Genomic DNA, 21,740 nt, shown 5'->3' on the forward strand with positions numbered 1-21,740 from the left:
ATGAAAAATTGAGCCCCTTAACCGGGGCTCGGGTGTCGCGCACCTTCGTGGCGACATGCCTCAGGCGCCGATTGACGGCCTCGAGCAAATCCTGGGTCGCGCGCCTCATAGTCGCCCCATCAAGAGCAGAACAACCACGACTGCCAGCAGCAATCCCACTGCGCCGCTCGGCGCATATCCCCAACCCGAGTTGTACGACCAGGCTGGAAATGCTCCCACCAACAGAAGCGCCAGAACAATCAGCACCACAATACTTAAAGACATGATTCACTCCCCGCGTTGGTTAGAGGGGGATTTCTCGACCCTCACCCGAAGGGTAGTTGCACCGTAGCGGCATGTCGGTTCGGTGCCGTACGAAGGCCGCGAATGAAAAGCGTTCGGTATCGAAAGTACCTGCTTAGCGCCGTGGCGGGGTCTTGCGGCAATAGACTTTTGTTCGGTAGTGGACAGAACTGACGGGCAAACGCTCCTAGTGTCGAGTGAACGATGTTGCGCGATCGTATCCCTCTCACTCACAGACCAAACGGAGCAGACCATGCAACTCGGCATGATTGGATTAGGGCGCATGGGCGCCGATCTGGTGCGTCGCCTGATGCGCCACGGTCACCGGTGTGTTGTCCATGACGTTCAGCCAGCGGCAATCGACGTGCTTCAGAATGCGGGCGCGGTCGGCGCCGCTTCGATCGACGAGATGATGTCGCTGCTGGAGGGCCCCAGAATTCTCTGGCTGATGGTGCCCGCCGGTGCAGTCGAAGCGGCGCTCGCAGACCTCTGGTCTCGGCTCGCGCCAGGGGATATCGTCATTGACGGTGGTAACTCCTATTGCCGGGACGACATGAAACGCAGTGTCGAACTGGGTAGCAAGGGGATTCATTTCGTCGACGTTGGCATCAGCGGGGGGACCTCTGGTCTGGCGCGCGGTTACTGCCTGATGATCGGCGGCGAAGAGGACGTCGTGGTGTATCTCACGCCGCTCTTCACCGCCCTCGCCTGCGATGCGCACGACGCGAGGGAGGATGCGGGGAAGCATGCGACGCACGATATCGGACTCGCCACGGATAGCAGCGCGGCTACTGCCCAGTCCGGGTATCTCTATTGCGGTCTTCACGGGGCTGGCCATTTCGTGAAGATGATCCACAACGGTATCGAGTACGGCATGATGGCCGCCTATGCGGAAGGACTGAATATTCTGAGATGCGCGAACGTCGGCACACAGAAACAAGAGGTCGGCGCCGAAGTCACTCCATTGCGACATCCCGAGTATTACCAGTACACATTCGATCTGGCCGATATCGCCGAAGTGTGGCGGCACGGGAGCGTGATCGACTCCTGGCTACTTGGAAAAGTTGCCGAGATGCTGCGCACCGACCCGACGCTGGCGCAGTTCGCCGGTCGTGTCTCGGATTCGGGCGAAGGACGATGGTCCGTAGAAGCGGCCATCGATGAGGGAGTGCCTGCTCCCGTTCTGAGTGCGGCATTGTATGCGCGTTTTGCCTCGCGAGGACAATCGGTCTTCGCAGATAAACTCTTGTCGGCCATGCGCTACGCGTTCGGCGGTCACCTGGACATTGCAACACCCCGCGACGCCTGATCGGCAAAGCACGACGGTGCGACCCGTTACCCCAAGAGGCAAATGATGAAGGCGCAACATCACGTCGTTCTCGCCGCCTGACAGGTGCCCCGAACCCGGGTTCACGAGTCAGAGGGCGTAGGCGCCAACCGTTTCACATTTCGATGGAGTTATCAGCGATGCAGCCCAGTGATCGTGATCAGTTGTGCATCAACGCCCTGCGCACCTTGTCGATCGACGCCGTGCAAAAAGCGCAGTCCGGGCATCCGGGCACGCCGATGGACGCCGCCCCGACGGTCTATTGTCTGTGGCAGCGGTTCCTGCGATACGACCCTGAAAATCCGCACTGGGCGGGCCGGGATCGCTTTGTCTTGTCGAACGGGCATGCGTGCGCGTTGCTGTACAGCTTGCTGCACGTTTGCGATGTCAAGAGCGACGATGGAGCCGCCGAACCGGCCGTGACGATGGACGACCTGAAGTCGTTCCGCCAGCCGGGAAGCCGATGCACCGGGCACCCCGAGTATGGTTGGACGACGGGTGTTGAGACCACGACCGGTCCGCTTGGGCAAGGCATTGCCACGAGTGTGGGCATGGCGATCGCGCGGCAATGGCTGAGCGCGACCTACGACCGCCCCGGATTTCCGCTATTTCGCTACAACATCTACGCGCTTTGCAGCGACGGCGACATGATGGAGGGGCTCGGTGCGGAAGCCGCGTCGCTGGCCGGCCATCTGAAGCTGGCCAATCTGTGCTGGATATACGATGACAACCACATCACCATCGAAGGGTCTACCCGTCTGGCGTTCACCGAAGACGTCGGTGCGCGCTTTGCCGCGTATGGCTGGCATGTCGAGCGCGTGAGCGATGCCAACGACCTGACGCAATTGTCACGTGCATATCAGGGCTTTCTCGATACCGGCGACGCCCCAACCCTCATCATTGTGCAAAGCCATATCGGCTATGGCGCGCCCCACCGGCAGGACACGCGCGAGGCACATGGCGAGCCGCTCGGCGCGGCCGAGGTCCGTCTGGCGAAGGAATTTTTCGGCAGTGATCCCGACAAGCAGTTCGACGTGCCCGGTGGCGTAACGTCACATCTTCACGAAGGCCTCGGCCGTCGGGGCCGCGACGCCCACACCCGTTGGCTCGAGCTTTTTGCGGACTATCGGGCCCAATATCCCGACTTGACCGATGCGTTGGAGAGAATGCAGGCGCGGGAGCTACCCCCCGAGTGGGACGTCTCCCTGCCCGCTTTTGCCCCGACGACGGCTGGTCTTTCGACCCGCGCAGCATCGGGGCAAGTGCTCAACGCCATTGCCGAGCGCGTTCCCTGGTTAATCGGGGGCGCTGCCGATCTGTCGCCCTCGACGCTGACTCGCCTGACGTTCGATCTCGTAGGCGATTTTCAGAACACCGCAGCGCAGGCCGACGGCAGTTATCGGGGTCGGAACTTTCATTTTGGTGTTCGCGAGCATGCCATGTGTGCCATCGCCAACGGCATGAGCCTGTCGTCGCTAAGACCGTTCGTCGCCAGCTTCCTCATCTTCAGCGATTATTGTCGGGCGGCACTACGGCTGGGAGCCATGATGGAATTGCCGCTCATCACGATCTGGACGCATGACTCCATCAGCCTGGGGGAAGACGGACCGACGCATCAGCCCATCGAACAACTCGCGTCGTTGCGCGCCATGCCGGGCATGACCGTGCTGCGGCCGGCCGACGCCGGAGAAGTGGTCGAGGCCTGGCGCGTCATCATGGAACGCAAGCGCGGGCCGGTCTGCCTCGTACTCACCCGCCAGGCCGTGCCAATACTTGATCGAGACCGTTACGCGAGTGCCGCCGGGGTTGCCCGAGGGGCCTACATCCTGATCGATGCCTGCGAGGAAATGGGCGTTGAAGACGGCTCCCCAGACGTGCTGCTGCTGGCCACGGGAAGCGAAGTGGCGTTATGCACTGCGGCGTACGACGAACTGAAGCGCGAAGATATTTTCGCCCGGGTGATCAGCATGCCCTCGTGGGAAATATTCGAGAGCCAGTCCTTGGCCTATCGCGACCACATTCTGCCGCCCTCGGTCATCGCGCGAGTCGCCGTAGAGGAGGCATCGACCTTTGGATGGGAGCGCTATGCCGGGCATGAAGGCGCTATTCTCGGGTTGCACACGTTTGGCAAGTCAGCCCCGCGTGAGGCGCTGGCGCGTCATTTCGGCTTCGACGTGGCGCATATCGTCACTGCCGCCAAGGCGCAACTCATGCGTTACGGTATCAAGTCGCATGGGAAATCGTCATGAACGAGTCCAGGACGCTCGCCTCGGGGCTCGGGTCGGTTAGCCCATACGCCGGACAACCGCTCTCGCCTGACAAGCTGGTGAATGTCTCCCGGCTAGTGACGGCCTACTACTGCAACACCCCTGATCCTGAGATCCTGGCGCAACGCGTAGCGTTCGGCACCTCCGGCCACCGCGGTTCGTCGTTCCTGACAACGTTTAACGAAGCGCACATCCTGGCGATCAGTCAGGCCATCTGCCGCTACCGCCAAAGGCATGGCATCGATGGGCCGATATTCGTCGGTATCGACACGCATGCCTTGTCCGAGCCGGCCTTCGCGACCGTCATGAGGGTGTTCGCAGGCAACGGCCTCGATGTGATGATTTCAGCGGGCGGCGAGTACACGCCAACGCCTGCGGTGTCACATGCCATCGTCAGTTACAACCGCAGGCGCACGGAAAGATTCGCCGACGGTGTGGTCATCACGCCGTCGCACAATCCTCCCGATAATGGCGGCATCAAGTACAACCCGCCACACGGCGGGCCGGCGGAGTCTGTGGTGACCCGCTGGATCGAGATGCAAGCGAACGAGCTATTGCGCAGTGGACTGCGGACGATGCCGGGGATCAGCGTCGAGCAGGCCATGCGAGCCTCCACAACGCATCCCTATGACTTCCTGAAGGCCTATGTCGACGACCTGCAGAACGTCATCGACATGGACGTGTTGCGCGCTTCCTGCATTCATATGGGCGTCGACCCGCTAGGGGGAGCCGGTGTTCACTATTGGCCTGCGATTGCCGATCGGTACGGACTCAACCTGACGGTCACGCGCACAACCGTGGACCCGACGTTCGGTTTCATGACCGCCGATTGGGACGGCCGAATCCGCATGGACCCGTCATCGGCCTATGCCATGCAGGGCCTGATCGCGCAAAAGGATGCTTTCGACGTCGCCTTCGCCTGCGACACCGATCATGACCGGCACGGCATCGTGACGCCTCGCGCGGGCTTGCTTGCCCCCAATCATTACTTCGCCGCGACGGTCGAGTACTTGTTCGAGCACCGTCCCGATTGGCCACTCGACGCCGCGATTGGCAAGACCGTTGTCGGTAGCCAGTTGATCGATCGTCTGGCATCGAAGCTCGGGCGCCGCCTGTACGAGGTTCCCGTCGGGTTCAAATGGTTTGCTGCCGGGCTGCTCGACGGTTCATTGGCAGTCGCCGGAGAGGAAAGCGCAGGCACAGGCTTCTTGCGGCGCGACGGCACCACCTGGACAACCGACAAGGACGGTCTGATACCTGCATTGCTGGCGGGGGAGATGTTGGCGCGCACCGGGCAGGACCCCGGCGCGCGATACCAGACACTGACGTACGCATTGGGCTTCCCAGTGCAAGCGCGGCACGAGGCAAGTGCAACACCTGCCCAGAAGGCTGCACTCGCGGCCCTCTCTGCTGACAAAGTACGATCTAAGCGGCTCGCCGGAGAGCCGATCAACGCAATTCTGACGCGGGCGCCTGGCAACGATGCGCCAATCGGCGGCCTGAAAGTGGTTGCCGATCATGGCTGGTTTGCTGCACGACCGTCCGGCACGGAAGCGATCTATAAGATCTACGGCGAGAGTTTCCAGGGCGAGCATCACCTGCAGCAACTGCTGAGCGAGGCACAAGCCATCGTCGATGAGGCGCTGGACGACGCAACACCGCCACCGTCCAAGCGGGCCTCACCGGCAAGCCCGCACGACAGTCAGCTTCGGCTAGTCACTTCACTCGCGCATTATCGAAACTCCAGCGGCAGAAAAAGGCTGATACCGGGCGACGCCTCAGGCGCGTACACCACGGGTGGTGGGCCGTACGCGTATCCGCCGTCGCGATACCCACTGCTGTAGTGACGGTCGTCATGATGATAGTCGTGGCGATAGTCGTGAGGTGCCCGTTGAGGCGCATGCCGGACCTCCTGTTGCGTATCGCGATCGTGATCGCGATTTCCCGGCTGGGCATGAGACACGGAGGGCGCACACACGCCCAGCATCATCAACGCAAGACCGATCGCCCCGATGGGGGACACACCTTGCTTTCGTGTGAGTGAGGATTTCATCTTTGGCTCCTGCGTTCTCAGCCCTTATGACCCATTCGGCCCATTCGGTCCATGTGATGACCTTGGTCACGGAAGATCAGGTCGGCGTTGTGTTTCTGCACGTCGGACATGCTGCCGTACAGCGCCGCGAAGGCGGGTGTCAGTTTCCTGATGCCTTCGGCATGCGCCTCAGCGATCTGACCGTATGACCTCATGTCGTCAGTGGCGCTCATATGGCTCGCGCCTTCGGAGCGGGCTTTGAGCAGCGACTGCATCGTGTCGGCGTTCTCGCGCATGACCTGCGCAACGGGTTGCCAAAGGGACTCTTGCGCCGAGGTGATTTGCAACCGCGTGTGCAGATTGCTGATGCGGGTTTCGACGGGCGTACGCGCGGCCGTCTTCATGGCATGGGCAGCCGTGGGGCTGTCCGTGGCGGGAGCTGCGCCTGCCGGTGTGCAGACGACGGCGAAGCCGGCAACGAACAGGACTTCAAGTACGCGCACGACGTAAAGTCGCGCCGGAATGCGGGAGATTTTCATGGCGTTTCTCAAAAGTGGGTCAGCGACAATTTGCGCGGTCAGCCCGTGATAGGCAGCAATCGCGGACGATGACCACATCCTTTATCTCTTCATCCCGATGTCGTGTCTGTTCGCTGGCGGACTCTCCTCCTCGTTTTCCTCGAATCAACGACTGTTCGCTAACGGACAGACCCTACGGACGTCCTCCCATTAGTCTTTGCATCACGCTGTCGATACCAGTTCGAGCGGCAGTCTTGGCCCTTGCGTGGTGGGCGCGTTCGTCCCCCGCGCAGCGGGTAAAGCACCGTCGTCAAGACGACAGGGAGATGCGGATGTTCACATGCAGAACCTGCGGCGAGTTGAGCGAATTTCCGGAAATGACGCCGGAAGTCAACGACCTCGGCTTCTACTTCGATTGCCCCGGCTGCGGTGCGAGAAACAAGCTTGTCAATGTGGCGACACCGGGCGAAGCGGCCGCGCTGGTGCAGCTTTCCGACGAGTAAATCGCCATGCCGAGAGGTTTGGTGTTCTGAATGGAGAGTGGACTATGAACTACGAAGATCGTGATACGTACGGAATGTACAAGGCGAGAGAGACGGTGCGTCCCGGCCCGGGTACCGCGCTGGGGCCCGGCCCCAGTCTGATGGGAGCAGACACGCTCGTCGGTAACAGTGTGTGCAATGAGCACGGTGAAGCCCTGGGCGATATCAAGGAAATCATGCTGGACGTTCGGGCCGGGAGAATCAGTTACGCCGTGCTGTCGTTTGGTGGCTTTCTGGGCATGGGGAAAAAGCTGTTCGCGGTGCCCTGGCAAGCATTGAAACTCGATACGGAGAACAAGTGTTTTGTTCTGGATGTCGACAAACACCGCCTGGAAGCAGCACCGGGATTCGACCCGGACCATTGGCCAGATATGGCAGATCAGGCGTGGGTCGATGAGATTGACGACTACTACCGTCCAGATGCCTCAAGGTAACCGCACAGTGTCATCGTCGATGCCTATCCGCATGGACAGGCATCCAACGTCAAATTGAGGGCTTAATCATGAGATATGCAAAGCTGATTGCCGCCGTCCTGGCGACACTCGCCTTCGGCGCATGTACCGGACCTGCCGGACCGCAGGGGCCAACGGGCAACACAGGCAATACGGGTTATACGGGTGACACCGGCGCCACTGGTATGCAGGGAAACACTGGTCCCAGAGGCACGACTTCGCCGGGAACAGTCCTGGTCGTTCCTTCGCAATGAGTTCACAGACACTTAACGGACCGGGCCCCCATTCGGGGGCCCGATTCATTCTGCGGCATTACAACGATTTGATTCGCGTGACCTTCGTTCCCTCGAGCGACACCCCTGCCATCAGGCCGCTGTTGGTCAGGACGAACGCGTTCACCTGGCTGCTGGCCGTGGTGGTATCGACGTTGCCGTTGGCACCGATCTTCAGCACTGCCACTGACGCGTCTCCACCAGCAGACCAGCCGTCGGCATTGCGGAAGCGGTTCAGCGATTCCTGCGTCATGAAGAGCAGCACGATGGCTCGCGATTGTGCGCCAATCTGCCAGCCAATCGATCCCGTAACGGTGCTGTAATAGCCCACCGTGTGGTCTGCAACGCGCAGCGATCCTTCGCCGTACTGCCCGCCCACCACGAACCCTGCATCCATGACCGAAGGGAAGATCAATACGCCGTGCGCCTTGCGCACCAACTCGCGAGATCCGTGGGCCGCGGCGTAGAGACGGGTCAAGGTCGAGTCCACGCCTGCGTCGATCGTATGGCGCTTGTCCATCTGTTGCCCGCTGGCGTCCGTTGGACTGGTGGTCGTGCATCCCGAGAGCGCCAGCCCGAGCACGACCATCGCGCCTGAGGTTCCCCACATGAATTTTCGTCTTTGCATGACCGTCTCCAAAGTCGTGAGTGACAGGCTTACGCTATGCCCACCAGCCGTCGGATACGGTACGTCAACGTACGCGCCCGAAAAGTTCTTCGATGTCCAATCGTCGACAGACCGCGCACCCGATACCCCCATCGGTTCGGTAGCGGACTGACATGTCGCAGGCGGACGCGCATGCTGACTTTCTCAGCCGTCCGGTTGAGCGCGGCCTCGATGTGAATGGCCGTGTGCGGTTCGCCTCGCGTACGTCATTCCGACGTCCTGTTTAGGCCACCGTGGTCATACGGAGATCGCCATGACTGCCAAAATTCCCGTGGTTCCTGCTGCTGCCGATGGCTTCGACACCAATGCGCAACCGGCCGCCTCCAAGCCAAGGAACCCTCTATTGCCCATGGTTCGCGTCTATCGCCCCGCCTGGCACGGTGCGCTCACTGGTGGTCTGGCGATCGTACTTGGCCTGGCGCTCGTGCCCGTAAAGGCGGCCGAGAGCAGCATGGCGTCGGATGCCAAGAGCGACCTGCATCATTCGGAGCGTGTCATGTCCGACAGTTGGGTGACGACGAAAGTGAAATCCGAACTCCTCGCGAAAAACATCGGCGACGGCACGAACGTCAGTGTGAAGACCACTCACGGCATCGTTGTTTTGACTGGGAAACTTGCCAGTCAAGACGCCGTCAACGATGCGAAACGCATTGCGGAACATGTCAAGGGAGTCAAACGCGTCGATAGCTCGGGGCTGACGATCGGCTCGCGATAGTTCGCACGACTTCGACAACCGCATGAAGAGATCGGTGTGCATCGCCAGAGAAGCGAGGTGATTGTCATGAGCTATACGGTGCTTCTGCTTGTCACGATGGGCTTCATTTTGCTCTGCTCTTAACGGTAAATGCCGCCTGTAAATGAGCATCAGGTCGCATGCCCTTCATGGATCGAGCCAACTAACTCGCTAACATTTCCCTACGAATCAGGAGGCCCTCCGTGTGGTCATTCACCTGGATCAACCGGGGCGCAGCCCGTCTTTTCGGACCGAAAGACAGACATCGCGACGCTTTCGCGCAACGATCGGACGTCATCCCGACCTTACCCCCGAACGGCTTGGAAGCCTCTGACACGGCCGCGTCCCCGAGCGAGCCTGCACCGCGCATGCCGGTGGATGCACGCGGCCTGGCATTGGGCATTCTGGCGACGCTCGCCATCCTGTTCGCGCTGGAGTGGGCGCAACGATTTGTCGTCCCGGTACTGCTCGGTGTCCTTCTCGCTTACACCCTCAACCCTCTGGTCGTCGGGTTGGAGAAACTAAGGGTCGGACGTTCCGCTGGCGCCATCATCGTCATGCTGGCCGTCGTCGGCGTGTTTGTGTCCGGCAGCTATCCCTTGCGCGATCAGATCGATAGAGTGGTTGGACAATTGCCTGAGGCCACACGGACATTCTCGAGCGTATTGGATAACCTTCGCAGCGGCACGTTTGGCAATCTTCAGAAGATGAAGGCGGCCGCAGGCGCGATAGAGAAAGCGGCCAATCAGGCCACTGACCTGTCCTCGCCGCAGAGGCAACCGGTCACGCATGTAGTGCTGGATCAACCCGCCTTCAAGCTGAGCGCCTTTCTGTGGGTCGGCTCGATGGGGGCTTTGGGACTCATTGCCCAAGCCATGACCGTGATCCTGCTAGCGTTCTTTCTATTGGTCAGCGGAGGCACGTTCAAGCGAAAGCTCGTGCGGTTGGCGGGGCCGTCGCTATCGTCGAAGAAAATCACCGTGCGCATTCTCGACGACATCAACGACTCCATACAGAAATATATGCTGATGTTGCTCGTGACCAATATGCTGGTCGGCGGCCTCACCTGGGTGGCGTTTCGCGCGATTGGACTGGATAACGCGGGAGCCTGGGCACTGGCAGCGGGATTGTTGCATGTGGTGCCCTATCTCGGGCCGGGGGTGAGCGCTGCGGCGACCGGTATGGCCGCCTATATGCAATTCCAATCGTTCTCGATGGCTCTGCTGGTTTCAGGGACGTCTCTCGCGATTGCAGCGCTCGTCGGAACTTTTGTGTCCACGTGGATTACCGGGAAGATCGCCAAAATGAATCCGGCCGCCATCTTCGTCTCGCTGCTGTTCTGGGGGTGGCTGTGGGGAATCGCCGGCATGTTGCTAAGCATCCCGATCATCGTCATCGCGAAGGTCGTGTCGCAGCACGTGGAGAATTTTCAGCCCCTGGCGGAACTTCTGGGCGAATAGATCGCCGGCGGGTCCCGCCATATGCGGTGATTCGATGACTACGCGGCTGTCTTCAGGCCCGGAGTCGAATTGACCGGGTCGGCGCCGGCCACTGCAAACGATATTGCTACCGGATTCATGCTGTCGACCATCGAGGACGGCATCAGAATGGTGGCGCCTCGCTCCTTGGTCGTCTCGTAGATGATATTCATGGCGCGTAGTTGCAATGCCTGCGGATGGCCTTCGTAAATTGCCGCAGCCTCTACAAATTTCGCCGCAACGATAGCCTCTGCAGAGCCGAGAATCATGCGAGCCTGCTTTTCGCGCTCAGCCTGAGCCTGCCTCGACATGGCGTCCTGGAGGGCGACTGGAATGGCGACATCGCGAACCTCCACGGACATCACCGCAATCCCCCACGCGGCGGTCTTGGCGCCGATCTCTTCGCGCAGTTGTTCGTCCGATGCCTTCCGATCGGAAAGCAGGGTCGAAAGCATCGACGCGCCGATCATCTCGCGCAAGGATGTCTGAGACACCCGGTCGATCGCCTGCCGGTAATCCGTGATTGCCAACGCGGCCTTCTCTGCATCGTTGACGTGCCAGAAGATGATCGCATCGACGTTGACCGGCACCGTGTCTTTGGTCAACGCCTGCTCGGCGTTGAATGCAGTGGTTTGAATGCGTTCGTCGATCACGGCCGTGACGCTATCGATGACCGGTAGAATCATGAACAGTCCCGGGCCCTTCGCGCTTTGCAGCTTACCGGCGCGCAGAATCACGAACTTCTGCCACGCGTTAGCCATCTTCAACGTCGAGCCGAGCAATACGGCGGCGACGAGAAAGCATGGTGCAAGGTACGGACTGATGTAGACGCCGGCTACCGCGCCCGCGAGAAGAAGCACCAGTACCAGAAAGGAAGTGATGGAATTCATGGTGAGGGCTCCTGTACCTTCAGACACGTGCACTGTCTGCACGTAAGACAAACCGGGCCTACCTGACCAGGCAGCCCACGTAATGCATGACTCATAGTCGCTTTGGGCGCCCAATCTAACGTCCTGGAGAGCGAATTTCGGTCCGCTGGCGTACCGAGATGCCCCGCATGTGGGCGCTTGATGCCACGGCCCTAAATATCGTCTTGCTTGTGAGCCGTCGGATCGTCCCGGTAGCCCGCGCGACCGTAGTGGTTATGGATGCTGATCTCCTGCTGCCGATTGAGCCGGGCTTTGCCATCGTAGGGCGGTGCGGCTTTCACCGCTTCGCGCGTCAGTGCCAGCGACACCGTCGCGTCCAGCCAGTTCATATGCTCAATCACCTTCACGGGGACGGCCACCAGATGGCCCATCCACCAATTGCTGGTGTTGACGACGAGGTAGCGCAGCGCCCATGTGTGGACGTCCACGAGCAACCCTTCGACGTGTCCAATGTCCCCGTTGCTGGCATGGATGTGATAGTTGGTCACCGCATCCGCGCTTCGCAAATGCGGATCGTGTCGCGGCAGATTCACCATTTCGTCATGGGAATGCGTCGCTTCTCGTGCGGTGCGAAAGGCATCCTGCTCGGACCGGCTGCCGCTGGCGAGCCCGCTCGGGAATGCGCCTTCTCCCCAAGCGTCCTCGCCGCCCCAGTAGTCGGGGTATCCGTAATACGCCAGATAGTCGGCTTCATGCTGACGCGAGACCGGCTTGTGCGTGTCGATGTCCGGGCTGTGCTTTACCTGATCCTTTGTGATCGTGACCGGAATGATTTCGTCGAGCCAGTCGCTCTGACCAATGGAAATCGGCGAAATCAATACCTGCCGATTCGCAAGCCACGTCCCGGTTTCCACTACGAGGTACCGAACGACCCACGCCTTGTCGTCGAAGTACAGATCTTTCACCAGACCGACATCACCGTCAGTCGCGCGGATGGTGCAGGCCTCCAGTTCGTCCAGGGTTCGTAACATGGCAAACCTCCCGTGAATCGCCTGTCAATGACGGCGTCCGCACGTACGCAAACGCTACGCGATGGAGACGATCGGATGCCGAAGTCGCCTTCACCCTACGTCAAAGTTTCTGGCGAGTCCGTTCGGTATCGAACCGACGCGCTCGGGAAAAGCCGCGACCATCATTCGAGGCATATGCCGCGCATGTGCGAAGAGGAGTCGATCATGAGAAAGGAACGGATACTGCTTCATGTCTACGGAGAACGTCAGGACGCAGTCTGGACATTGACGTGTCTGGATCTGTCGTTTTCCTCCAGCGCCACGGATCTGATGAGAGCCAAAGAATATGTCAGAGCCAATGCCCACGAGTACCTGCAGGGAAAAATGGTCGGTGAGAACGTCCAGTTCCCGGCAGTGCCGGTGAGCGGGCACGACGTTTCCCAGCGCAAGATGAAATACTGGCTGGCTCGAATCTGGCAGCACTTCGACCCGCGCACGCGAGACCACATTTACGACGAGGTCGTCGGTCTGGATGACAAACACCCCGTGTTCTCCTGATCGCCGTGCAACGCCGGAGACATCGGCATGTGGAAACCGCCAGGAATGGATTACTTTGTCGGAACTTCCCGGGGGACGAGCGACTTCGGGCCTCCGGAAACCCCGATTCGGGCTGAGTTGTTCAGCCGCGACCGGCTGGAACAGCATGCGCTCAGTCTGGCGCGTGCGCAGCAAATCGCCGTTCATCCGCCCCGCACACGAGCCCTGACCTCGCGCGCCGCCGACAACGAGCGCGTATTGCGCAAGTGCTATGACGCAACGGCGCATGCGACCTTGCAGCGTCGCTCGATCACCCCGGCAGCGGAGTGGTTGCTGGATAACTTCCGCACCGTCTCCGACCAGTTCAGAGAAGTCCGGCACGACCTGAACACGAAGTCTTTCCGATCGTTGCCACGGCTGCTCGATGGCCCACTGCGTGGCCTGCCGCGTATCTATGGCGTGCTCTGGGCCTTCGTGGCGCACACAGACAGTCGTTTCGATCCTGCACTACTCACGTGCTTTTTGCTCGCCTATCAGAAGGTCGAGCCGCTAAGCATGGCGGAACTCTGGGCCATGCCGCTCACCCTGCGCGCCGTGATGATCGAGAATCTCCGGCGCCTGTGCGGGCAAGTCACGCGAGCTCAGGTGAATCGTCAGGCCGCTGACCGATATGCGGACGATCTGCTCGCGCATAAGGCGTCTGCGTCCCCCGCTGCCGATGATGCACCGAAGGCCGCTGCAGCTGTCGTCGAGCCGTTCGAGCCGGCGTTTACGGTCCAGTTGATCCAGCGCCTGCGCTATCAGGACAGGTCTCTGCAATGGCTGAGCGACCAACTGGCGCAGCAAGGGCAATCGGCCGACGAAGTCGTACAGGCCGAACACGCCAGTCAGGCGGCGGCCAACATGAGCGTGCGCAATGTCATCACTAGCCTGCGCGACATGCGGGCATTCGATTGGCATCCGCTATTCGAGGAAGTCAGCCTGGTCGACGCGTATCTGCGCCAAAACGCCGGGTACGCGGAAATGGACTTTGCGACTCGAGACGGCTACCGGCACGAGATCGAGAAATTGGCGGCGAGATCCCGGTTGTCGGAGCTTGAGGTCACGCAGGCGCTGAATCTCCGAGCGGCGGCTGCGGCGGCGGGCACGGGCGATGCGACTGACGCCGAAGACATGCCGCGTCGCACAGACCCGGGCTACTATCTTCTATCTTCCGGCCGCGGTGCCTTCGAGCGCGAGATTGCCTATCGTGTGCCGATCACCCATCGCTGGGGCCTGCATGATGCCCACCATCGCGCTGCGGCCTACATTCTCGGCGTTTGTCTGCTGAGTGGCCTGATCCTGGCGGTTCCAGTCTGGCTCAGCGCCATCGCGGGGGTGAGCATCACCGGTCTGGTGCTATTGGCCGTGTGCGGTCAGTTCCCGGCATCGGAACTTGCCGTTCTGCTCATCGAACGCACATTGACCCGATTCATTCCTCCGCGTCATTTGCCACGCCTTGAGCTGGCCGACGGTATTACGCCTGAACTCAGCACCTTCGTTGTCGTGCCGATGATGCTGACGAACGAAGCGGACATTGCTGCACAGGTCGCACAGTTGGAAGTGCACTATCTCGCGAATCCCAAGGGCGATGTCCGGTTTGCCCTGCTCTCCGATTGGCGCGATGCTGATGAGGAACACATCGAGAGCGACATGCCGCTGCTGGCAGCCGCCAGTGCGCGCATCGCGGCGCTGAATTCCCGCTATGCAGAGGGGACCTCCAACACGCCCCGCTTCTTCCTGTTCCATCGCAGGCGGCTTTGGAATGAAACGCAACGCAAATGGCTGGCATGGGAGCGCAAACGAGGCAAACTCCACGAGTTCAACCGGTTGCTTCGAGGTGCCACCGACACCTCGTTCATGACGATTGACGCACACGCGCCATGGGCACCTCCCGGCGTGCGGTACGTCATCACGCTCGACAGCGACACGCGTCTGCCGATTGACGCCGTGCGGCAGCTCGTCGGCACTGCGGCGCACCCACTGAACCGTCCTTACATCGATCCGGGCTCTCGGCGTGTGGTTGCCGGCTACGGCATCCTCCAACCGCGCATCACGCCAACATTGCCCACGATGAGCGAAGGAACCATTTATTCACGTCTGTTCTCAGGGCGCTATGGCATCGACCCCTATGCCGGCGCCGTGTCCGACGTATATCAGGATTTACTTGGCGAGGGCAGCTACGTTGGCAAAGGCCTGTACGACGTCGACGCTTTCGAGTCCTCGCTTGCGGGGCGAATTCCGGAGAACACGATTCTCAGTCATGACCTTTTCGAAGGCAATTTCGCCCGATGTGGATTGGTCACCGATATCGAGCTGTTCGAGGACTTCCCGTCCCATGCTCAGGTGGCTGCTGCGCGGCTGCACCGGTGGATCCGGGGCGACTGGCAGCTTTTGCCATGGATCGTCGGCAAGCGCGGCGGTGCGACTCCGGCCGCAGCGCGGTGGAAGATGCTCGACAATTTGCGCCGCTCCATTACCGCGCCCGCGGCGCTGGCCACGCTGGTGTGCGCGTGGACAGTCGCGCAGGCGCCTGTCGGGATCTGGTCGGCACTGGTGGTGCTTGCGATTTCCGCCCCAGCGCTATTTCTGATAGCGACAGGCCTGATCCCGTCACAGACCGGCATTTGGATGCCGAGCCACTGGCGCGCGGTTGGCCGCGACATGTGCAGCGGCGTCGAGCGAACCTTGATCTTGGCCTCGATGTTGGCCAACCACGCGTGGCTCGCCATCGACGCCATCGCACGCACGCTGTTCAGGCTGACCGTCTCGCGACGTCGATTGCTCGAGTGGGTGACGGCGGCACAGGTCAAGCTGCACACCGCACGCTCGGTGGGCAACTTTCTCTGGTCGTTTCGCGGCGCCATCACGCTCACGGCGCTGTGCACGGCTATCGTTGCATGGCTCAGACCTGCAAGCCTCCCGTGGGCGGCCCCTTTTCTGATCCTCTGGAGTCTCTCTCCGTTTGTCGCCCAATGGATCAGCCGCCGGCCGGCCCCCACGCGCCCGTCCCTCGTCCTCACAGAGGATAACCCCGCCCTGCGAATGGCTGGCCGGCGTATCTGGCGCTTTTTTTCCACCTTTGTCGACGACGACAATCATCAGCTCCCGCCTGACAACTTCCAGGAAGACCCGCGCCCCGTGGTGGCGCATCGAAGTTCACCCACCAACTTCGGCCTCTATCTGCTGTCGGTGCTGTCTGCGCGCGACTTCGGCTGGATTGGCGTGACGGAGACGCTAGAGCGCCTGGAGCGAACCCTTGGCACGATGTCGACGCTTGCGCGCTACCAGGGGCATTTTTTCAACTGGTACGACACCCGCGACCTCAGCGCGCTGGCCCCGCAATATGTGTCGAGCGTCGACAGCGGCAATTTGGCCGGCCATCTGCTCGTCGTCGCGAGCGCATGCGAAGACATTCCCCTTGAGCCGGTATTTTCCCGCGCGCAACTCGATGGAATTCTCGACACGGTCGCCCTGCTGCGCGACGCCATCGCCCACGAGAGCGATGACCGGAGAACGCTTACGGTGAATCGCACTCACCTGTACGAAGAACTCGATGCGCTGGAACTCATGCTCCTCCAGCCGGCACCGTCCAAACCGGTCGATGTCATCGCTGACGCATCCGAAGGCTGGCGCCGGCGCTGGAATGCGATCGACCGGCTTGTGACCACCCTACTCGATCTCGCTCAGACATTCGTGAACGAACGCGGTGACGCGGCGCATAGCGAAGTGCTCTACTGGGTCGGCGCAATCCGTAGCGACGTGAAGAGTCACGTGCGTGATCTTGCGCCGGACGTGTCGCCTGAGGGCGAATCGCTTCATTACTTCACACTGTCACCTTTGCCTGGCGCGGACATCGTGAAACGGTTCGAAGCCGTTGCGACATTGGCGCGCCGTTTGTTCGACGAGATGGATTTCCGCTTCCTGTACGCGGCCGACAGACGCTTGTTCTCGATCGGCTATCGAGTGGCAGACGCCGAACTGGACAACTCATACTACGATCTACTCGCATCCGAAGCTCGCTTGACAAGCTTCATCGCCATTGCCAAGGGCGATGTGCCGGCAACGCACTGGTTCCGGCTCGGGCGCATCATGACGCCTTACGGCAAGGCCGCGGTGCTGATGTCATGGTCCGGTTCGATGTTCGAGTACCTGATGCCGTCGCTCGTGATGGACTATCCGCATAGAAGCCTGCTGGATTCAACGTGCGAGCTTGCCGTGGCAAGTCAGATTGCGTATGGGAAGGCGCGGAATGTGCCATGGGGCATCTCCGAGTCAGCCTGCAACATACGCGACCGCGCGCTGACTTATCAATACTCGGATTTCGGGGTGCCCGAGTTGGCATTGAAGCGTGGGCTGGCGCGGTCTCTCGTGATCGCGCCCTACGCTACGGTGCTCGCCGCAATGTACGACTTGCCGCACGCCGTGGCCAACCTGAAGCGGCTCGATGGTGTTGGCGCTCGCGGTGTCTTCGGTTATTACGACGCCATTGACTACACCGCTTCGCGGCTACCGAAAAACTGTAACGCCGTTCCGGTTCGCACCTACATGGCCCATCATCAGGGCATGTCGCTGGTCGCGTTGACGAACGTGCTGTTCGGCGACGTCATGCGGCAACGCTTCCATCGTCAGCCCGTCGTGAGGGCCGCCGATTTGCTCTTGCATGAGGCGAACCCGCGCGAAATCAGCGCGGTGGATCTCGCGCCCGACATCGCGGACACGCCAACGGGTGTCGAGGCGATTGTGCCGGTCATGCGGCGATTCTATTCCGCAGGTCAGACCCCTCCCGCCACGCACTTGCTATCGAACGGCGAATATTCCGTCATGATCACTGCCGCCGGGTCTGGATACAGCCTATGCGGCAACGCTGCCGTGACCCGCTGGCGCGAGGACCTCACGTGCGACCTCTGGGGCAGCTATCTGTTTCTGCGGGATACGGCAAATGACGCTGTCTGGTCCGCGACCTTCCAGCCTGTGGACACCGAGCCAGACGCCTACGACGTGGCGTTCTCGGAGGATCGTGCAAGCATCGTCCGGCAGGAAGGCTCGCTTGTCTCGACGCTGGAAATCATAGTGTCGCCCGAAGACAACGCCGAAGTCCGTCGCCTGTCCATCACCAATGAGGGCGCGCTGACGCGCGAAATTGAGGTCACTTCCTACGCCGAAGTCGTGCTGGCGCCGATGGCGAGCGACACGGCGCACCCTGCGTTTTCCAATCTGTTCGTCCAGACCGAATACCTGCCGGAAGTGCAGGGTCTGCTCGCCATGCGCCGCCCTCGCGGTGGCACGGATACGCCCTTGTGGGCGGCGCATGTGCTGGCGCGCTCGCCGCATGGCGGCAACGTGGGCTATGAGACGGATCGGGCACGTTTCATCACGCGGGGGCGAACGATTCGCGACCCGTTGGCGGTGATGGACGGCCGTCCGCTGTCGAATACGGTAGGCCCGGTACTGGATCCGATCTTCAGCCTGCGCACGCGCATTATCGTTGCTCCCGGTGGGACCGAGCATCTGGTGTTTTCTACGATGGTGGCGCCGAGCCGTGAGGCATTGCTCGATCTCACCGACAAATATCACGACCCGGCAAGCTTCCAACGCATCTCGACATTGGCGTGGACTCAGGGACAGGTCAATCTGCACTATCTGGGGATCACCGCCGATGACGCACAGCTCTTTCAGTTCATCGCCAACCGGGTGCTCTATGTGGACGCCGCTATGCGTGCTGCCGTCGAGGTGCTCAAACGCAACACGCTCAGTGCGCCATCGCTATGGCGATTTGGCATTTCCGGAGACCTGCCCATCGTACTGGTCCGGGTGGACGATCAGGACGACCGCGACATTGTCAGACAGTTGCTGCGTGCCCACGAATACTGGCAAGGCAAAGGCGTTCCGGTCGACCTCGTGATTCTTAATGAACGCAAGGTGTCTTATATCGAGGATCTGCAAGTCTCGCTTCAGACGATGGTCAGCGGCACACAGGTCACATCCGGGCCTAACAACGGCCGTGGCAGCATTTCCGTCATTCGCGCCGACGGCCTGGAGGCAGCGGAAATGACATTGTTGCTAACTGCCGCCCGTGTCGTACTCGCGGGGGCGAGACAAGGCAGCCTCGAAGAACAAGTCGTGCGCATGGGCCGTAGGATTATCCACGAGCCGTTGAATATCGGCCGAACGCGCACAACGCGTGACGATGACCTCGCTGACATGCCGTTGCCCGCCCCTGCGCTTGAGAATTTCAACGGGCTGGGTGGGTTTGCCGAGCAGGGGCGCGAGTACGTGACGGTACTCGGTCCGGGCCAGCGCACACCCGCGCCATGGCTGAACGTCATCGCCAATCCGGAATTTGGATTTCAAGTCTCCGAGTCAGGAGGTGGCTACACCTGGTCGACCAATAGCCAAGCCAATCAACTGACGCCATGGTCGAACGATCCGGTCGTCGATCCGTGCAGTGAGGCGTTCTTTTTGCGCGACGACGAAACCGGGCATCTCTGGAGCCCGACCGCATCTCCAATCCGTCTGGAGAACACTCGCTATATTGCCTCTCACGGTTTTGGGTACAGTCGTTTCGAACATGCAGTGTATGGCATCAAGACCGAACTCGTGCAATTCGTGAGTTGGCACGACCCTGTCAAGCTCTCCGTACTCACCATCGAAAACCGTTCAAAGCGCCCGCGCAGACTCTCTGCTGCGGCATACGTCGAATGGGTGCTAGGTGCCGGACGTGCCCGCAATGCGCCGTTTGTCGTCTCGGAGATCGATTCCGTCACGGGCGGAATGTTCGCCACCAACGCATGGAACGGTGAATTCAGTGAGCGCATCGCCTTTCTGGACTGGCAGGGCAAGCAGTCCAGTTGGACCGGCGACCGCACAGAATTCATCGGACGCAACGGCGATCTCGCCCGTCCTGCCGGGCTGATATCCGCTGCGGCGCTCAGCAATGCGACGGGCGCGGGCATGGATCCTTGCGGCGTGCTACTCACGCACATCACATTGGCCCCCGGCGAACGCGTCGAACTGACGCTTCTTCTTGGGCAGGCGAACGACCGTGACGCGGCAAGGAGATACATTCAACGCTACCGTGGGACATCGTCGGCCACGGTCTTAGCAACGGTCAAATCGGAATGGCGCGCGATTCTCACGCAGCTTCAGGTCGAGACACCGGACCGGGCGACCGATCTGATGCTTAACGGTTGGCTGCTCTATCAGGTGCTGTCTTGCCGCATGTGGGCGCGTGCCGCGTTCTATCAGGCGAGCGGCGGGTTCGGATTTCGCGATCAACTGCAGGATTGCATGGCGCTGTGCCATGCGCGCCCCGATCTTGCCCGGGCGCATTTGCTCAAGGCGGCCGCAAGGCAATTTGTCGAGGGGGATGTGCAGCATTGGTGGCATCCGCCCTCAGGTCGTGGCGTGCGCACCCATATCTCCGACGACAGGCTTTGGCTACCGTACTCGGTCAATCATTACGTCAGAGTGACGGGTGACACGAAGATTCTCGATGAGCCGGTGCCCTATCTGGAGGGACGCGCTGCCCCCGACACCGAAGAGAATGCGTATTACGTGCCGACAGTCACAGCGCAGAGCGGAACCCTGTTCGAGCATTGCCAGCGGGCCATCGATTGCAGTCTCGCAACGGGCACTCACGGCCTGCCGCTCATCGGCGGGGGCGACTGGAACGACGGTCTGAATCGCGTCGGGATGGAAGGCAAAGGCGAAAGCATCTGGCTTGGCTGGTTCCTGCATGCCACCGCGTTGCCCTTTGCCGATTTGGCGCAAGCGCGCGCAGAGGTCGACGCCGCAGCGCGATGGCGGGCACATGCTGAGCGTTTGCATGCCGCGCTGAACAATGGCGCTTGGGATGGCGCATGGTACCTGCGAGCCTACTTCGATGACGGGACACCGCTCGGCGCTGCGGGCGATGCAGAGTGTCGTATCGATTCGATTGCTCAGAGCTGGAGTGTGATTTCGGGGGCGGGAGATGTAGACCGGCAGCGTCGGGCGATGGAATCTGTCGAGCACTATCTGGTGCGCCCGGGCGACGACCTCATCCTGTTGTTGACGCCACCGTTCGACAAGATGGCGCGAGATCCCGGGTATATCAAGGGATACCTGCCCGGCATTCGGGAAAACGGCGGGCAATACACGCACGCCGCCACCTGGTGCATGATCGCATACGCGAAAATGGGCGACGGCAACCGTGCTGGCGACATGCTTACGATGCTCAACCCCATCAATCATGCCGACACGCGCGCCGGTGTGCATGCCTACAAGGTGGAGCCTTACGTTATGGCCGGAGACATTTACGCCTCCTCAACGCACGTGCGCCGTGGCGGTTGGACCTGGTACACCGGCGCTGCGGGGTGGATGTATCGCGGTACCGTGGAGTCCATACTGGGGCTGGATAAGCGCGGCAACGCACTGCGCATTGCACCGTGCATTCCCCGGGAGTGGCGCGGGTATCGCTTTAGCTATCAATTCGGCGAATCCCGTTATCTCATCTCGGTGGCCAATCCGCATGGCCAGAGTCAAGGCCCAGCATCCGTCACGATCGACGGGCAACTTTTGGAAGGCAACGATCCAGACATACCGCTGGTCGACGATGGACGTACCCACCGTGTGCAGGTCAGTCTTCTATCGCCAGTGTGACGCTCTTCTTCATCACCGAATTGGATGATGATTTTGGTTGTATTTTTTAAAAATTTAAGGAAAAACAAAATG

The 21,740-nt window shown here is 60.8% G+C and carries 14 protein-coding genes; 9 read left to right on the top strand and 5 right to left on the bottom strand.

The genetic code is table 11. The features are described from left to right. Window positions 1–105: 105 nt before the first annotated feature. On the bottom strand, window positions 106–264 hold the full coding sequence (locus PAN31108_RS13660) for a DUF3309 family protein (protein ID WP_107338469.1): 159 nt from the start codon (window positions 262–264) through the stop codon (window positions 106–108). Window positions 265–535: 271 nt separating this feature from the next. Here PAN31108_RS13660 and gnd point away from each other — a divergent pair, with 271 nt between their 5' ends. The 3 genes from gnd (at window position 536) to pgm (ending at window position 5,720) form a co-directional block, all read left to right on the top strand. Continuing rightward, window positions 536–1,591, top strand: a complete 1,056-nt coding sequence (gene gnd, locus PAN31108_RS13665; protein ID WP_107338470.1) for a phosphogluconate dehydrogenase (NAD(+)-dependent, decarboxylating) — start codon at window positions 536–538, stop codon at window positions 1,589–1,591. 158 nt (window positions 1,592–1,749) lie between these two features. Beyond that, window positions 1,750–3,858, top strand: coding sequence for a transketolase (gene tkt / locus PAN31108_RS13670; RefSeq protein ID WP_150669386.1), 2,109 nt, complete (start codon window positions 1,750–1,752; stop codon window positions 3,856–3,858). Then, window positions 3,855–5,720 carry a phosphoglucomutase (alpha-D-glucose-1,6-bisphosphate-dependent) gene (gene pgm / locus PAN31108_RS13675; RefSeq protein WP_150669387.1) on the top strand — a complete coding sequence of 622 codons (1,866 nt, stop codon included), beginning with the start codon at window positions 3,855–3,857 and terminating at the stop codon, window positions 5,718–5,720. Before tkt ends, pgm begins: the two co-directional genes overlap by 4 nt. A gap of 226 nt (window positions 5,721–5,946) precedes the next feature. On the opposite strand, the gene PAN31108_RS13685 is transcribed toward pgm, so the two are convergent. Further along, window positions 5,947–6,447 carry a Spy/CpxP family protein refolding chaperone gene (locus PAN31108_RS13685; protein ID WP_244916917.1) on the bottom strand — a complete coding sequence of 167 codons (501 nt, stop codon included), beginning with the start codon at window positions 6,445–6,447 and terminating at the stop codon, window positions 5,947–5,949. Between the two features lie 311 nt (window positions 6,448–6,758). On the opposite strand from PAN31108_RS13685, the gene PAN31108_RS26385 reads away from it, so the two are divergent. Both PAN31108_RS26385 and PAN31108_RS13690 read left to right on the top strand, forming a co-directional pair. Continuing rightward, a complete protein-coding gene (locus PAN31108_RS26385) occupies window positions 6,759–6,929 on the top strand; it encodes a hypothetical protein (protein ID WP_174994978.1) in 171 nt (56 codons plus the stop codon). Between the two features lie 44 nt (window positions 6,930–6,973). Further along, window positions 6,974–7,402: a PRC-barrel domain-containing protein gene (locus PAN31108_RS13690; protein ID WP_107338474.1), complete on the top strand. Its 429-nt coding sequence runs from the start codon at window positions 6,974–6,976 to the stop codon at window positions 7,400–7,402. 330 nt (window positions 7,403–7,732) lie between these two features. On the opposite strand, the gene PAN31108_RS13700 is transcribed toward PAN31108_RS13690, so the two are convergent. Further along, a complete protein-coding gene (locus PAN31108_RS13700) occupies window positions 7,733–8,320 on the bottom strand; it encodes a BPSL1445 family SYLF domain-containing lipoprotein (protein WP_107338476.1) in 588 nt (195 codons plus the stop codon). Window positions 8,321–8,612: 292 nt separating this feature from the next. Here PAN31108_RS13700 and PAN31108_RS13705 point away from each other — a divergent pair, with 292 nt between their 5' ends. Then, window positions 8,613–9,074 carry a BON domain-containing protein gene (locus PAN31108_RS13705; RefSeq protein ID WP_107338477.1) on the top strand — a complete coding sequence of 154 codons (462 nt, stop codon included), beginning with the start codon at window positions 8,613–8,615 and terminating at the stop codon, window positions 9,072–9,074. 221 nt (window positions 9,075–9,295) lie between these two features. Then, window positions 9,296–10,552, top strand: coding sequence for an AI-2E family transporter (locus PAN31108_RS13710; RefSeq protein ID WP_246183945.1), 1,257 nt, complete (start codon window positions 9,296–9,298; stop codon window positions 10,550–10,552). 38 nt (window positions 10,553–10,590) lie between these two features. On the opposite strand, the gene PAN31108_RS13715 is transcribed toward PAN31108_RS13710, so the two are convergent. Beyond that, entirely contained in the window at window positions 10,591–11,460 is an 870-nt protein-coding gene (locus PAN31108_RS13715; protein ID WP_150669388.1) for a slipin family protein, read from the bottom strand. Between the two features lie 191 nt (window positions 11,461–11,651). Next, window positions 11,652–12,470 (bottom strand): PRC-barrel domain-containing protein, encoded by an 819-nt coding sequence (locus PAN31108_RS13720; RefSeq protein WP_107338479.1) that lies wholly within the window; start codon window positions 12,468–12,470, stop codon window positions 11,652–11,654. A gap of 75 nt (window positions 12,471–12,545) precedes the next feature. On the opposite strand from PAN31108_RS13720, the gene PAN31108_RS13725 reads away from it, so the two are divergent. Beyond that, window positions 12,546–13,007, top strand: a complete 462-nt coding sequence (locus PAN31108_RS13725) for a hypothetical protein (protein ID WP_150669389.1) — start codon at window positions 12,546–12,548, stop codon at window positions 13,005–13,007. A 45-nt stretch (window positions 13,008–13,052) separates the two neighbouring features. After that, window positions 13,053–21,668, top strand: a complete 8,616-nt coding sequence (locus tag PAN31108_RS13730; RefSeq protein WP_150669390.1) for a glycoside hydrolase family 94 protein — start codon at window positions 13,053–13,055, stop codon at window positions 21,666–21,668. The last annotated feature ends 72 nt before the right edge of the window (window positions 21,669–21,740 follow it).

This window comes from Pandoraea anhela, assembly GCF_902459655.1.
Taxonomy (GTDB): domain Bacteria; phylum Pseudomonadota; class Gammaproteobacteria; order Burkholderiales; family Burkholderiaceae; genus Pandoraea; species Pandoraea anhela.